This window comes from Streptomyces sp. NPDC050842 (assembly GCF_044456565.1).
Taxonomy (GTDB): Bacteria; Actinomycetota; Actinomycetes; order Streptomycetales; family Streptomycetaceae; genus Streptomyces.
On the sequence record NZ_JBITGA010000003.1, the window covers coordinates 271,303 to 285,646 of the forward strand.

The window sequence follows — 14,344 nt, forward strand, 5'->3', positions numbered from 1 at the left end:
CTGGGTCATTCCCCCGCACGACACGCCACCGAGGTTCGCGAAGGAGGCCCCATGGCCGTCGACTACGCAGTGATCGCCCTGTATCTGGCCGGCATGCTGGCGATGGGCTGGTGGGGCATGCGCCGTGCCAAGTCCAAGAGCGAGTTCCTGGTCGCCGGCCGCCGCCTCGGGCCCTGGATGTACTCCGGGACCATGGCCGCCATCGTCCTCGGCGGCGCCTCCACCATCGGCGGTGTCGGCCTCGGCTACAAGTACGGCCTCTCCGGCGCCTGGATGGTCTTCGCCATCGGCCTCGGCCTGCTCGCCCTCTCCGTCTTCTTCTCCGCCCGGATCGCGCGGCTGAAGGTCTACACCGTCTCCGAGATGCTCGACCTGCGCTACGGCGGCCGGGCCGGCGTCATCTCGGGCGTCGTCATGTGGGCGTACACGCTGATGCTCGCGGTCACCTCGACCATCGCCTACGCCACGATCTTCGACGTCCTCTTCGACCTGCCCCGGACCGTCGCGATCGTCCTCGGCGGCACCATCGTCGTCGCCTACTCGACCCTCGGCGGCATGTGGTCGATCACCATCACCGACATGGTCCAGTTCGTGGTGAAGACCATCGGCGTGCTGCTCCTGCTCCTGCCGATCGCCGTCGTCAAGGCCGGCGGCTTCGCCGAGATGAAGGCCGCGCTGCCCACCTCGTACTTCGAGCCCCTCGGCATCGGCGGCGAGACGATCTTCACCTACGTGCTGATCTACACCTTCGGGATGCTCATCGGCCAGGACATCTGGCAGCGGGTCTTCACCGCCCGCACCGACAAGGTCGCGAAGTGGGGCGGCACCGTCGCCGGCACCTACTGTCTGGCGTACGCGCTGGCCGGAGCCGTCATCGGCACCGCCGCCAAGGTGCTCTACCCGAACCTGCCGAGCGCCGACGACGCCTTCGCCACCATCGTCAAGGACGAGCTGCCGATGGGCGTCCGGGGCCTGGTCCTCGCCGCCGCGCTCGCCGCCGTCATGTCCACCTCCTCCGGCGCGCTCATCGCCTGCGCCACCGTCGCCAACAACGACATCTGGTCGCGGCTGCGCGGAACCGCGTCGGAGGCCGAGGACGACCACGACGAGGTGAAGGGCAACCGCCTCTTCATCCTGATCATGGGCGTCGCGGTCATCGTCATCGCCATCGCCCTCAACGACGTCGTGCAGGCCCTCACCGTCGCCTACAACCTGCTGGTGGCCGGGCTCCTCGTGCCGATCCTCGGCGGCCTGCTCTGGCGCCGCGGCACCGTCCAGGGCGCGCTCGCCGCGGTCACCGTCGGCGGTCTCGCCGTGATCGGCCTGATGTGGACTTACGGAATCCTTGCAAATGAGCCTGTTTACTATGGTTTGTTGGCCTCGCTCGCCGCGTATGTGATCGTTTCCCTGGCGACCCGCCCGACGGACGCCGCCGTGCTCGCGCACTGGCGGGCCCGGCTCGCGGGCCAGGACACCACCGGCCAGGACACCACCGGAGCACCGGAGCCGGAGGCCGGGGCCGTCCCGGTCGCCGCGACCGGCTGACCCACCCGCACCACCGGACCAGACCAGTCCGGACGACACCCCGCCACACCCAGGAGGACCCGACCATGAGCAGCAGCGACCAGAACACCCCGCGCGGCCCGATCGACTCGTCCCGCACCCCGCGGTACGCCGGTCCCGCGACGTTCGCCCGGCTGCCGCGACTCGACGAGGTCGGCACCACCGACATCGCCGTGGTCGGCGTCCCCTTCGACAGCGGCGTCTCGTACCGCCCCGGCGCCCGCTTCGGCGGCAACGCCATCCGCGAGGCGTCGCGCCTCCTGCGCCCCTACAACCCGGCGCAGGACGCCTCCCCGTTCGCCCTCGCCCAGGTCGCGGACGCCGGTGACATCGCCGCCAACCCGTTCAACATCAACGAGGCCGTCGAGACCATCGAGGCCGCCGCGGACGAGCTCCTCGGCTCCGGCGCCCGCATGATGACCCTCGGCGGCGACCACACCATCGCGCTGCCGCTGCTGCGCTCCGTCGCCAAGAAGCACGGCCCCGTCGCCCTGCTCCACTTCGACGCGCACCTCGACACCTGGGACACGTACTTCGGCGCCGAGTACACCCACGGCACCCCGTTCCGCCGGGCCGTCGAGGAGGGCATCCTCGACACCGAGGCGCTCTCCCACGTCGGCACCCGCGGCCCGCTCTACGGCAAGCAGGACCTCACCGACGACGAGAAGATGGGCTTCGGCATCGTCACCTCGGCCGACATCTACCGCCGCGGCGCCGACGAGGTCGCCGACCAGCTCCGCCAGCGCATCGGCGACCGCCCGCTGTACATCTCCATCGACATCGACTGCCTCGACCCGGCCCACGCGCCCGGCACCGGCACCCCCGAGGCCGGCGGCATGACGTCCCGCGAGCTCCTGGAGATCCTCCGCGGCCTCTCCTCCTGCAACCTGGTCTCCGCCGACGTCGTCGAGGTCGCCCCGGCGTACGACCACGCCGAGATCACCGCGGTCGCCGCCTCCCACACGGCGTACGAGCTGACGACGATCATGTCCCGCCAGATCGCCGCGAGCCGCACCGCGCAGTAGGCGTTCCCGCCGGGTGTGGCACGCTCGCCGCGAGCAGCGCGCCGCACCCGGCCGCCGGGCCGCACCGTACCGACCACGCCACGCCCCGAGGGGACCGTTCATGACCCACGACCACGACCTGGTGCTGCGCCCCACGCCGGCGCAGACCGAGGCCGCACTGAACCCGCCCCCCGGGCGCAACGGCGGCGACCTCGTCGTCGAGACCCTCACCGGCCTCGGCGCGACCACCGTCTTCGGCCTGCCCGGCCAGCACGCGCTCGGCATGTTCGACGCCCTGCGCCGCTCCGCCCTGCGGTACGTCGGTCTCCGCGTCGAGAACAACGCGGGCTTCGCCGCCGACGCGTACGGCCGGATCACCGGCGAGGCCGCCCCGCTGCTGCTCTCCACCGGGCCCGGCGCGCTCATGTCGCTCGCCGCGCTCCAGGAGGCGGCCGCCGCGTCCGCGCCCGTCCTCGCGATCGGCAGCCAGATCCCCGTCGCCGGGCTCGGCGGCGGCAGGCACGGCTACCTCCACGAGCTGCGCGACCAGCAGGCCTCCTTCCGGGACGTCGTGAAGTCCGTCCACACGGTCCGTACGCAGTCCCAGATCCCGTCCGCGATCGCGGCGGCCTGGGAGTCGGCGCTCACCGCCCCGCACGGGCCCGTCTGGGTCGAGATCCCGCAGGACGTGCTCCTCGCCGAGACGACCCTGCCGGTGGTCACCGCCATGGACGCGACGCCCGAGGACGTCGTCCCGCGCCCCGAGCTCACGGCCGTCGCGGCCGACCTGCTGTCGAAGGCCGCCCGGCCCGTGATCATCGCGGGCGGCGGAGTCGTACGCTCCGACGCCTCCGGCAAGCTCCTCGCGCTCGCGGAGCGGATCGACGCGCCCGTCGTCACCACCTTCGGCGGCAAGGGCGCCTTCCCCTGGGAGCACCCGCTCTCGCTCCAGTCGTGGCTGGAGGACCGGCACACCACCGACTTCCTGGAGGACGCCGACGTCCTCCTCGTCGTCGGCTCGGGCATCGGCGAGCTGTCCTCGAACTACCACACGTTCGCCCCGCGCGGCCGGGTGATCCAGATCGAGGCCGACGCGGGCAAGCTGGAGTCCAACCACCCGGCGCTCGGCATCCACGCGGACGCCCGGCTCGCCCTCCAGGCCCTCCTGGAGACGGCCGGCGAGCGCACGGACCCGACCGCCCCCGAGCGGGTCTCGGCCGTCCTGGCCAAGGTGCGGGAGCGGATCGCCGCCCAGGACCTCGGCCCGGAGCAGCGGATCGTCGCCGCGGTGCGCGAGGCGCTCCCGGACCGGGCCCCGAGCTTCTGGGACATGACGATCCTCGCGTACTGGGCCTGGTCCGCCTTCGACGCCCGGCACCCGAACACCATGCACTCCGCCCAGGGCGCCGGCGGCCTCGGCTACGGCTTCCCCGCCGCCCTCGGCGCGGCCGCCGCGGACCCGTCGCAGCCGGTCCTCGCGGTCTCCGGCGACGGCGGCGCGATGTACTCGATCGCGGAGCTGGCCACGGCGAGGCAGTACGACCTCGACGTGACCTGGCTGATCGTCGACGACGGCGGCTACGGCATCCTGCGCGAGTACATGACGGGCGCGTTCGGCGAGGCCACGGGCACCGAGCTCACCCGCCCGGACTTCGTCGCGCTCGCCGAGTCCTTCGGCGTGCCGGCGGTGACGACGACCCCGGAGACGCTCGCGGCCGACCTGGCGAAGGCCCTGGCGACGCCCGGCCCGTCGGTGGTCGTCCTCCCGGCCCTCCTGAGGATGTTCGAACCGACCCACCTCTGAGCCACGCTCCCCGGACCGCCGCCCGTCGATCCCGGCGGGCGGCGGGGCGCCGGACTCAGACGACGAGTGCCTCCCACTCCTTGCGGTACAGGGCCATCTGGTGCTCGTACCCCTGACGGAACGCCTCCCCCTCCGCCTGGGTCAGCCCGGCCCTGCTCATCGGTCCCGGAGGTATCAGCTTCGCCACGTCCGCGAAGACCACCTCGACGGCCTTGGCCCGGTCGCCGCCCTTCTCCCGGGCGGCGAGCAGCTGCGGCCCCGCCTTGCCCAGGAGCTCCTCGAACGTGGTCCGGGGCTTGCCGACCGTCACTTTCAGCCTCGCCGGCCGTCCCAGCTCCGATCTCCCCTCGGCGAGCCCCTCAAGGACCTGGAACGCCGCGTACAGCCGCCCCCACCCGTACGGCTTCCCTTCCTCGACCCGCGCCATGATCTCCCCTTCCGGTCCGACCCCGGCGCCGCCCGCACGGCGGCCCCCAAGCTCCCTACCCCGCCCGGCGCCCGGCGACCCTGTGGCCGAGTGGTCGCTCGGTTTGTTGCGGCGGGATGAAATCGCAGCCCAGGTGCGTTGGGCCTTCCGGTAGAGCAGGACGGACGGGAGGCCACTCGTGGCGGCGGTCGGGCAGAAACAGACGGGCGAGCGGCAGCAGGGGTGGGCGCGCAGGCTCGCCGGGTACGCGTGGCACTACAAGGCCAACGTGGTGCTCGCGCTCGGGTCGTCGCTCGTCGGCATGGCCGTCCTCGCCCTCGTACCGCTCGTCACCAAGGTGATCATCGACGACGTCATCGGGACGAAGACCCGGGACCTCTCCACCTGGACCGGCCTCCTCATCGGCGCCGCCGTCCTCGTGTACGTCCTCACCTACGTACGCCGCTACTACGGCGGCCGCCTCGCCCTCGACGTGCAGCACGACCTCCGTACCGACATGTACGGCACCATCACCCGGCTCGACGGGCGGCGGCAGGACGAGCTGTCCACCGGGCAGGTCGTCGGGCGTGCCACCAGCGACCTCCAGCTCATCCAGGGCCTTCTCTTCATGCTCCCGATGACGATCGGGAACATCCTGCTCTTCGTCATCTCGCTGGCCGTCATGGCCTGGCTCTCCCTCCCCCTCACGCTCGTCGCGCTCGCCGTCGCCCCCGCCCTCTGGTTCATCGCCAAGCGCAGCCGCACCCGCCTCCACCCGGCCACCTGGCACGCGCAGCAGCAGGCCGCGGTGGTCGCCGGGGTCGTCGACGGGGCCGTGACCGGCGTCCGGGTCGTCAAGGGCTTCGGCCAGGAGGACCAGGAGACCGGCAAGATCCGGGAGGCCGGACGCAAGCTCTTCGCCGGCCGGCTGCGGACGATCCGGCTGAACTCGAAGTACACCCCCGCGCTCCAGGCCGTGCCCGCCCTCGGGCAGGTCGCCATCCTCGCCCTCGGCGGCTGGCTCGCCTACAAGGGCGAGATCACCCTCGGCACCTTCGTTGCCTTCTCCGCCTACCTGGCCTCCCTCGTCGGCCCGGTCCGGATGCTCGCCATGGTCCTCACCGTCGGACAGCAGGCCCGCGCGGGCGTCGATCGGGTCCTCGACCTCGTCGACACCGAGCCGGTGATCCAGGACGGGACGAAGGACCTCCCGGCCGACGCCCCCGCGACGGTCGAGTTCGACGACGTCTCCTTCGCGTACCAGGACGGGCGGCCCGTCCTCGACGGCTTCTCCCTGGACATCCGCTCCGGCGAGACCGTCGCCGTCGTCGGCGCCTCCGGCTCCGGCAAGTCCACCGTCTCGCTCCTCCTGCCCCGCTTCTACGACGTCACCCACGGCGCCGTCCTCGTCGGCGGCCACGACGTCCGCGAGCTCACCCTCGACTCCCTGCGCGCCGCGATCGGGCTCGTCCCCGAGGACTCGTTCCTCTTCTCCGACACGGTCCGCGCCAACATCGCGTACGGCGCCCCCGACGCCACCCAGGAGCAGATCGAGACCGCCGCCCGCGCCGCCCAGGCCGACCGGTTCATCGCCGAGCTGCCCGAGGGGTACGACACCAAGGTCGGCGAGCACGGCCTCACCCTCTCCGGCGGTCAGCGCCAGCGCGTCGCACTCGCCCGCGCGATCCTCACCGACCCCCGGCTCCTCCTCCTCGACGACGCCACCTCCGCCGTCGACGCCAAGGTCGAGCACGAGATCCACGAAGCCCTGAAGTCGGTCATGGCGGGCCGTACGACCCTCCTCATCGCCCACCGCCGCTCCACCCTCGGCCTCGCCGACCGCATCGCCGTCCTCGACGACGGGCGGCTCTCCGACATCGGCACCCACGAGGAGCTGGAGGAGCGCTCCGCGCTCTACCGCCGCCTCCTCACCGACCCCGACGAGCTCGGCGCCGTCTCGCCCGGCCACGTCACCCCGGCCGAGGTCCCCGAGGACGCCACGCTGCGGGCCGAACTCGACGCCGAGTTCGACGCCGAGCGGGGCATCACCCCCACCCTGTGGGTACGGGACGCGGGCGCCGCCGAGGAGAGCCCCGCGCCCGGGGCCACCCCCGAGCTGCTCGCCGCCGTCGAGGCCCTGCCGCCCGCGGACGACACTCCCGGGATCGACGAGTCCCGCGCCGTCTCACCCGAGGCCAGCTACGGCCTGCGCCGCCTGCTCCGCGGCTTCGGCGTCCCGCTCCTCATCAGCCTCGGCCTGGTCGCCCTCGACGCGGGCGCCGGCCTCCTGCTTCCCGTCCTGATCCGACACGGCATCGACGAGGGCGTGAACCGGCTCGCGGTCGGCGCCGTCTGGGCGGCCTCCGCGCTCGCCCTGGTCACCGTGCTCGTGCAGTGGGTCGCGCAGACCGCCGAGATCCGGATGACGGGCCGCACCGGCGAGCGGGTTCTCTACGGTCTGCGCCTGAAGATCTTCGCCCAGCTCCAGCGGCTCGGCCTGGACTACTACGAGCGCGAGCTCACCGGCCGGATCATGACCCGCATGACCACGGACGTGGACGCCCTGTCCACGTTCCTCCAGACGGGCCTGGTCACCGCCTTCGTCTCGGTCGTGACGTTCTTCGGAATCATGGTCGCGCTGCTCGTGCTCGACCTCCAGCTCGCCCTGGTCGTCTTCGCGACCCTGCCGGTCCTCGCCGTCGCCACGTACTTCTTCCGCCGGTCGAGCGTGAAGGCGTACGAGCTGGCGCGCGAGCGGATCAGCGGGGTCAACGCCGACCTCCAGGAGTCCGTCACCGGGCTGCGGATCGTCCAGGCCTTCGGGCGTGAGCGCGCGAGCGCCGACCGGTTCGCCGCCCGCAGCGACGACTACCGCGAGGCGCGCGTCCGCGGTCAGTGGCTGATCTCGATCTACTTCCCCTTCGTGACCCTGCTGTCCTCGGTGGCCGCCGCGGCCGTCATGATCGTCGGCGCGAACCGCATCGACGGCGGCACCCTCACCACCGGCGCGCTCGTCGCCTACCTCCTCTACATCGACCTCTTCTTCGCCCCCGTGCAGCAGCTCTCGCAGGTCTTCGACGGCTACCAGCAGGCCGCGGTCTCCCTGAAGCGGATGCAGGAGCTGCTCCAGGAGCCGACGTCGACGGCCGCCGCCGACGCGCCCCGGGACGTGAAGACGCTGCGCGGCGACATCGCCTTCGAGGACGTGTCGTTCGCGTACGACACCAAGGAGGCGGCTCTCACCGGCATCGACCTGCGCATCCCCGCCGGGCAGACCGTCGCCTTCGTCGGCGAGACCGGCGCGGGCAAGTCGACCCTGGTCAAGCTGGTCGCGCGGTTCTACGACCCGACGGAAGGCCGGGTCACCGCCGACGGCACCGACCTGCGGGACCTCGACCTCACCGCGTACCGCCACCGGCTCGGGGTCGTCCCCCAGGAGGCGTACCTCTTCGCCGGGACGGTCCGTGACGCCATCGCCTACGGCCGCCCCGAGGCGACCGACGCCGAGGTCGAGGCGGCGGCCCGCGCGGTCGGCGCGCACGACATGATCGCTACGCTCGACGGCGGCTACCTCCACGAGGTCGCCGAGCGCGGCCGGAACCTGTCGGCGGGTCAGCGCCAGCTCATCGCCCTGGCCCGCGCCGAGCTCGTCGACCCGGACGTCCTGCTCCTCGACGAGGCCACGGCGGCCCTCGACCTCGCCACCGAGGCCCAGGTCAACCAGGCCACCGACCGGCTCGCGGGCCGCCGGACCACGCTCGTCGTCGCCCACCGCCTGACCACGGCGGCGCGCGCCGACCGGGTGGTCGTGATGGACCGCGGACGGGTCGCGGAGGACGGCACCCACGACGAACTGCTCGCCCTGGGCGGCCGGTACGCGTCGCTGTGGAGCACGTTCATCGGCGAGGCCGAGGAGGAGGCGGAGCCCGAGCGGGTGTGAGGACGCGGGTGAGCACGGGCGGGTTTCCCGGGGTGTTCACGCGGGTGAGCACGGGCGGGTTTCCCGGGGTGTTCACGCGGGTGAGTACGGGCGATCCGTCCGGATGAGTATCCGAGCGGATTCCCGGCCACCACCCCCGCGGGATTGGATGAGGGCATGAGCCCCGACCTCCGCCGCCGCGCCGCCTCGCCCGTCCCGATCACCCCGCCGGACGTCGAAGGCGCGCGGCTGCGGAAGCGGTCGCTGATCTGGGCCGGGCTGCTGCTGCCCGCGACCCTGCTCGTCGGCTTCCTCGCTCTCACCACCGAGGCCGCCTCCGGCTGCATCGCCAAGGGGACCGGCTGCGGCGGCGCCCCCGGTTTCCTGTACGTCGCGAGCCTGGTGATCGCCGGCGCGGCCTTCGTGGCCGTGCAGAGCACCTCCCGTGCCGACGTCCGCCGGGCGGCGCTGTGGACCCAGCTCGGCGCGGAGGCCGTGTTCCTGCTGTTCGTCGCCACGACGTTCGCGTAGGGCGGCCGAGGTCGCCCCCCGGCACCCGGAGGCAACCATTCCGGTGGTTGGTGCGTCGTACGCCCGTACGTCCGAGTCTCCGTACGTCCGTACGGAGACTCGCTGACTCGCTCGGGAGGGGACCGCATGCCCACGGACACGACGCACGGACCACGCTGCCGCCGGCGGCTGCTCGCCCGCGTCCTCGTCCCGCTCCTCGCCGCCCTCACGCTGCTCGTGCTTCCCGGGCCCGGCCCCGGCGGCTCCACCGCCGACGCCGCCTCCGTCTGCCAGGGCCGCCCGACCAAGACCTACCACTTCGCCACCGGCGAGCTGCGCCTCTACCGCACCCGCCACTACGCCTGCGCCGTCACCGTCGCCAAGCGCCCCGGCGCCGCCCGCCCGATGACCGTCTCCCTCCAGCCGCGCGGCGGCCGCCCCGCCGTCAAGGCCGGCCGGTTCGGCCGGCAGACCGGCCCGGTCACCGTCCACGCCCTCAACCGCTGCGTCCGCGCCTACGGATCGGTGTCCGGGCAGGGCAGGTCCACGGGCTGGATCCTGTGCTGACGCCCGGTTTCCGTGCCGACGTCGTCCCGGTTCCTCTGCTGATGCACAGGAAAGTCCAAGGGTAAGGACCAACTGGGTCTGGCGGTCCACACGTTGCCCCCGCTAGGTTCGCGACACCGTTGTGAACCAAGGGGAGGACGAATGCGCAAGTCGCTCAGAGGGCTGGTGTCGCTCGCGGTGCTCATAGGCACCGTCGGCACCGCGGGCGTGGCCACCGCGGCGGACACGGAGGCCAACAGCCCCACCGCCGTCGCCGACTCGCAGAGCACGGACATCAAGGACCGCATCCTGGCGATCCCCGGGATGAGCCTGATCGAGGAGAAGCCCTACGCCGGCTACCGCTACTTCGTCCTGGACTACGTCCAGCCGATCGACCACAAGCGCCCGTGGGCGGGCACGTTCAAGCAGCGGCTCTCGGTCCTCCACAAGGACACGAGCCGCCCCACCGTCTTCCGCACCAGCGGCTACGGGCTGAGCACCACCCCCAGCCGGGCGGAGCCGACCCGGATCATCGACGGCAACCAGATCTCGATGGAGTACCGCTTCTTCACGCCGTCCCGCCCGCAGCCGGCCGACTGGTCCAAGCTGGACATCTGGCAGGCCGCCACGGACCAGCACCGGATCTACACCGCGCTGAAGAAGATCTACGAGGAGAACTGGCTCTCCACCGGCGGCTCGAAGGGCGGCATGACCGCCACCTACTACGAGCGCTTCTACCCGCGTGACATGGACGGCGTCGTCGCGTACGTCGCCCCGAACGACGTGGTGAACAAGGAGGACTCGGCCTACGACCGGTTCTTCGAGAACGTCGGTACGAAGGACTGCCGCGACCGCCTGAACAACATGCAGCGCGAGGCCCTCGTCCGCCGCGAGCCGCTGCAGAAGAAGTACAAGGAGTGGGCCGAGGCCGAGGGCGCCACCTTCAACACGGTCGGCAGCCTCGACAAGGCCTGGGAAGCCGTCGTCCTCGACTTCGTCTGGGGCTTCTGGCAGTACTACGGCCAGGACGTCTGCGACCAGATCCCGGACGCGGCGACCGCGAGCGACGACACCGTCTACGAGACGATCGACGCCTACTCCGGCTGGGCCGCCTACGCCGACCAGGGCCTGGACTACTACACGCCGTACTACTACCAGGCGGCCACCCAGCTCGGCTCGCCCAGCATCAAGCAGCCGCACCTCGCGGGCCTCAGCCGCTACGGCTACCAGCCGGCCAGCAGCTTCGTGCCGAAGTCGATCCCGATGAAGTTCCAGCCGCAGGCCATGCGGGACGTCGACAACTGGGTCCGCAAGAACGCGAACCGGATGCTCTTCGTCTACGGCGGCAACGACCCGTGGGGCGCCGAGCCGTTCCACCTCGGCAAGGGCGCGCGCGACAGCTACGTCTACACCGCGCCGGGCGCGAACCACGGCGCGAACGTCGCCGGGCTCGTCGACGCCGAGCGGGAGAACGCCACCGCCCGCATCCTGGCCTGGGCCGGCGTCCCCGCCCCGGCCGTCGACGCGGCGCAGCCGCTGGCGCGCTTCGACGCCCGCCTCGACAAGACGGTCGACGAGGACGTGACGCGGGAGCACGGGCTGCGCCCGTAACCCTCCCGTACGCGTGAGTGTGCCCGGTGGTCCTTCGCGGACCACCGGGCACATCCGTTGACGTCCTGTCTGACGTCCTGTCTGACGTCCTAGCGGTACGACAGGCCGTACCCGACCGGGTAGAGCACCCGGGTCGGATCGTCCGCGCTCTGTACGGGGACGGGCAGCCGCCCCTTCGGCCGGGCCCGCCCGGCCAGGACGCGGACCGCGGCGCGGAGTTCGACGTCGGTCCAGGAGTAGGCGGCGAGGGTCGCCCGCTGGCCGCCGATCCGGGCGATGTCGTACGGGTTGCGGATCGCGATCGTCACGACGGGGACGCCGCTCGCGACGAGCCGCGCGACGAGCGTGCGCTGCGGACTGGTCGCGGTGACGTTGTACGTGCCCACGACGACGACGTCCTGCCCGGCCGCCGCCGCCACCGCCTCCTCGATCTTCGCCGCCGTCGGGGTGATCCCGGTGGAGAGCGCGGTCGCGGTGAACCCGAGCTCCCCGAGGGCCGTCGCCAGGGTGGTGGTCGGCGGCCCGGTCGTGCCGGACGGCGAGGCGGGGTCGGCGCCGACGACGAGGACCCTGCCGTGGCCGGACGGGGTCAGCGGCAGGAAGCCGTCCTCGTTGAGGAGCAGCGTCGTGGTCTGCTCGGCGATCCGGTCCGCCTGGGCGAGGTGCGCCTCGGTGCCGACCACCCGGTCGACGCCCGCGCGCGTCACGTACGGCTGCCGGAAGAGGCCCAGCTTCGCCTTGAGCCGCAGGATCCGCAGGATCGATTCGTCGAGCCGGTCCTCCGTCAGCTCGCCGTCCCTGACCGCCGCCAGGACCGCGTTCCAGGCCACGTCGAGGTCCGGCGGGTTGAGGAGCTGGTCGACCCCGGCCTTGAGCGCCAGGACCGGGACGCGCTCGTCGCCGTACTTGGTGCGCACGCCCTCCATGCCGAGCGAGTCGGTGACCACCACGCCGTCGTAGCCGAGCTGTTCGCGCAGGATGCCGGTGAGGATGGGCCGGGAGAGGGTCGCCGGGTCCTCGCTGGGGTCGAGCGCGGGCACCACGATGTGCGCGGTCATGATCGAGTCGATCCCGGCGTCGATCGCCGACTCGAACGGCGGCGCGTCGAGCTCGGCCCACTGCGCCCGGGTGTGGGTGATCGTCGGCAGGCCGTAGTGGCTGTCGACGGCGGTGTCGCCGTGCCCCGGGAAGTGCTTGGAGGTGGCCGCGACCCCGGCCCGCTGGTAGCCCTTGACCTGGGCGGCGACCAGACCGGCGACCGCCCGCGGGTCGGAGCCGAAGGAGCGGACGCCGATGACCGGGTTCGCCGGGTTGACGTTGACGTCGGCGACCGGGGCGTAGTTCTGCCGGATGCCGACGGCGGCGAGCTCGGCGCCCGCGATCTGCGCGGCCTTGCGGGCGTCCGCGAGCGAGCCGCCCGCGCCGAGGGCCATCGCCCCCGGCACCAGGGTGGCGGGCTCGCCGACCCGGCAGACGATGCCGTGCTCCTGGTCGGTCGAGATGAGCAGCGGGACCGGGGTCGGCTGGGCGAGCCCCGCCTGCTGGATGCCGTTGGACAGGTCGGCGATCTGGTGCGGGTCACGGGTGTTGTGGGCCCACGAGAAGTAGATGACGCCGCCCACGTGGTAGCGCTCGACCAGCTCCGCGGCGGTGCGGACACCGATCTCCTTGAGGTTGGCGTCGATGTCGGCCTGGTCGGGGGTGGTCGCGGAGTGGCCGTACACCCGCATCACGAAGAGCTGGCCGACCTTCTCCTCCAGCGACATCCGGTCGATGATCCGCTGGAGCTTCCTGTCGGCGGTCTCCGCGTGGGCGACGGGGGCGGTGACCCCGGTGACGGCGGCCGCGGCGGCTGCGGCGGTCACCGTGAGAAGGGTGCGTCGGGAGGGGGAGGGGGAGGGGGCGGGGGCGCGGTGGTGCACTGATGCTCCTTCCGGCCGTGCAAGGTTGAAGGAAACTTCCAAGGAGTCACGGATAGCCCGAAAGTAACTGCCAGGTCAAGGACCCGCACAGGAATCGAGGTTCCTACGCCTCGGTGGTCGAGGTGATGGACGGCCAGAGTTCCTGGAGCGTACGGACCGTCTCCCGGATCGCCGGGCGCCGCGCCGCCCCCGTCCGCCACATGGCGTGCAGCCGCCGCGTCGGCACCGGGTCGAGACGGACCGGCGTCACCTCCGGCGGCAGCACCCCGCGGCCGAGCCGCGGGACGAGCGCGATGCCCAGACCGGCCGCCACCAGGGCGACCTGGGTGTGGTTCTCCTCCGCCTGGTGGACGATCAGCGGCTCGTACCCCGTGGCCCGCAGCGTGCGGGTCAGCCAGGTGTGGCAGACCGTCCCCGGCGGCTGCGAGATCCACCGCTCGTCCGCCAGCTCCTCCCGTCGCACCGACTCCCGGGCCGCCAGCGGATGCTCCCGGTGGACGAGGACGTCGCACAGGTCGTCGCCGACGGCCGCCCGCTCGACCCCCGGGGGCGTCGGCAGCGGGGCGATGTCCCAGTCGTGCGCCACGGCCAGATCGATCACGCCCCGCGCCACCAGGTCGATCGAGAGGTGCGGGTCCACCTCCGACAGGCGGGCGTCGAGATCGGGGTGACGCCGGGCCAGCTCCGCGAGCGCCCGGGGCATCAGACCGCGGGCCGCGCTCGCGAAGCAGCCGATCGTCAGGCGCCCGGAGGGCAGGCCGCGCCGTTCCTCGATCCGCACCTCGGCCTCCTCCACGAGGGCGAGCAACTGCTGTGCGGTATCGGCGAGTTGATGAGCCTCGTCGGTGAGGCGGATGCCGCGCCCGCTGCGTTCGAGCAGGGTCGTACGGGTCTCGCGCTCCAGCTTCGCGATCTGCTGCGAGACGGCGGACGGGGTGTAGCCGAGGGCGGAGGCGGCGGCTCCGACGCTGCCGTGGACGGCGACGGCGTGGAGGGCGCGCAGACGGCCGAGATCCAGCACGAGGGACTCCCGTCGGGGTGGTGGGATGAAGCGTTGCT

General features: G+C 72.5%; 10 protein-coding genes. 7 read left to right on the forward strand and 3 right to left on the reverse strand.

Features of this window, described 5'->3' with window-relative positions:
* Nucleotides 1–51: 51 nt before the first annotated feature.
* The 3 genes from ACIBG6_RS10485 (at nt 52) to ACIBG6_RS10495 (ending at nt 4,371) form a co-directional block, all read left to right on the forward strand.
* Nucleotides 52–1,545 (forward strand): sodium:solute symporter, encoded by a 1,494-nt coding sequence (locus ACIBG6_RS10485; protein ID WP_399222176.1) that lies wholly within the window; start codon nt 52–54, stop codon nt 1,543–1,545.
* Between the two features lie 65 nt (nt 1,546–1,610).
* Nucleotides 1,611–2,588: an agmatinase gene (gene speB, locus ACIBG6_RS10490; RefSeq protein ID WP_329623325.1), complete on the forward strand. Its 978-nt coding sequence runs from the start codon at nt 1,611–1,613 to the stop codon at nt 2,586–2,588.
* A 100-nt stretch (nt 2,589–2,688) separates the two neighbouring features.
* A complete protein-coding gene (locus ACIBG6_RS10495) occupies nt 2,689–4,371 on the forward strand; it encodes a thiamine pyrophosphate-binding protein (RefSeq protein WP_399222177.1) in 1,683 nt (560 codons plus the stop codon).
* Between the two features lie 55 nt (nt 4,372–4,426).
* Here the strand turns inward: ACIBG6_RS10495 and ACIBG6_RS10500 are convergent, their stop codons facing one another.
* Nucleotides 4,427–4,798 carry a hypothetical protein gene (locus ACIBG6_RS10500; RefSeq protein WP_399222178.1) on the reverse strand — a complete coding sequence of 124 codons (372 nt, stop codon included), beginning with the start codon at nt 4,796–4,798 and terminating at the stop codon, nt 4,427–4,429.
* 178 nt (nt 4,799–4,976) lie between these two features.
* Here ACIBG6_RS10500 and ACIBG6_RS10505 point away from each other — a divergent pair, with 178 nt between their 5' ends.
* The 4 genes from ACIBG6_RS10505 (at nt 4,977) to ACIBG6_RS10520 (ending at nt 11,363) form a co-directional block, all read left to right on the forward strand.
* Nucleotides 4,977–8,717 (forward strand): ABC transporter ATP-binding protein, encoded by a 3,741-nt coding sequence (locus tag ACIBG6_RS10505; RefSeq protein WP_399222179.1) that lies wholly within the window; start codon nt 4,977–4,979, stop codon nt 8,715–8,717.
* A 156-nt stretch (nt 8,718–8,873) separates the two neighbouring features.
* Nucleotides 8,874–9,227 carry a hypothetical protein gene (locus ACIBG6_RS10510; protein ID WP_399222180.1) on the forward strand — a complete coding sequence of 118 codons (354 nt, stop codon included), beginning with the start codon at nt 8,874–8,876 and terminating at the stop codon, nt 9,225–9,227.
* A 126-nt stretch (nt 9,228–9,353) separates the two neighbouring features.
* Nucleotides 9,354–9,773, forward strand: a complete 420-nt coding sequence (locus ACIBG6_RS10515; protein WP_399222181.1) for a hypothetical protein — start codon at nt 9,354–9,356, stop codon at nt 9,771–9,773.
* A gap of 141 nt (nt 9,774–9,914) precedes the next feature.
* The gene (locus ACIBG6_RS10520) at nt 9,915–11,363 is read left to right on the forward strand and encodes an aminopeptidase (protein WP_399222182.1); all 1,449 of its coding nucleotides are present in this window, start codon (nt 9,915–9,917) and stop codon (nt 11,361–11,363) included.
* Between the two features lie 89 nt (nt 11,364–11,452).
* On the opposite strand, the gene ACIBG6_RS10525 is transcribed toward ACIBG6_RS10520, so the two are convergent.
* Nucleotides 11,453–13,228 (reverse strand): glycoside hydrolase family 3 protein, encoded by a 1,776-nt coding sequence (locus ACIBG6_RS10525; RefSeq protein ID WP_399222183.1) that lies wholly within the window; start codon nt 13,226–13,228, stop codon nt 11,453–11,455.
* Between the two features lie 160 nt (nt 13,229–13,388).
* Complete coding sequence (locus ACIBG6_RS10530; protein WP_399222184.1) at nt 13,389–14,306, reverse strand: LysR substrate-binding domain-containing protein; 918 nt, start codon at nt 14,304–14,306, stop codon at nt 13,389–13,391.
* Nucleotides 14,307–14,344 lie beyond the last annotated feature (38 nt).

What these genes read in the sequence shown, in the direction of transcription:
- ACIBG6_RS10500 (WP_399222178.1), bottom strand. Translation starts at nt 4,798, where the DNA reads ATGGCGCGGGTCGAGGAAGGGAAGCCGTACGGGTGGGGGCGGCTGTAC.
- ACIBG6_RS10485 (WP_399222176.1), top strand. Translation starts at nt 52, where the DNA reads ATGGCCGTCGACTACGCAGTGATCGCCCTGTATCTGGCCGGCATGCTG.
- ACIBG6_RS10520 (WP_399222182.1), top strand. Translation starts at nt 9,915, where the DNA reads ATGCGCAAGTCGCTCAGAGGGCTGGTGTCGCTCGCGGTGCTCATAGGC.
- ACIBG6_RS10515 (WP_399222181.1), top strand. Translation starts at nt 9,354, where the DNA reads ATGCCCACGGACACGACGCACGGACCACGCTGCCGCCGGCGGCTGCTC.
- speB (WP_329623325.1), top strand. Translation starts at nt 1,611, where the DNA reads ATGAGCAGCAGCGACCAGAACACCCCGCGCGGCCCGATCGACTCGTCC.
- ACIBG6_RS10510 (WP_399222180.1), top strand. Translation starts at nt 8,874, where the DNA reads ATGAGCCCCGACCTCCGCCGCCGCGCCGCCTCGCCCGTCCCGATCACC.
- ACIBG6_RS10495 (WP_399222177.1), top strand. Translation starts at nt 2,689, where the DNA reads ATGACCCACGACCACGACCTGGTGCTGCGCCCCACGCCGGCGCAGACC.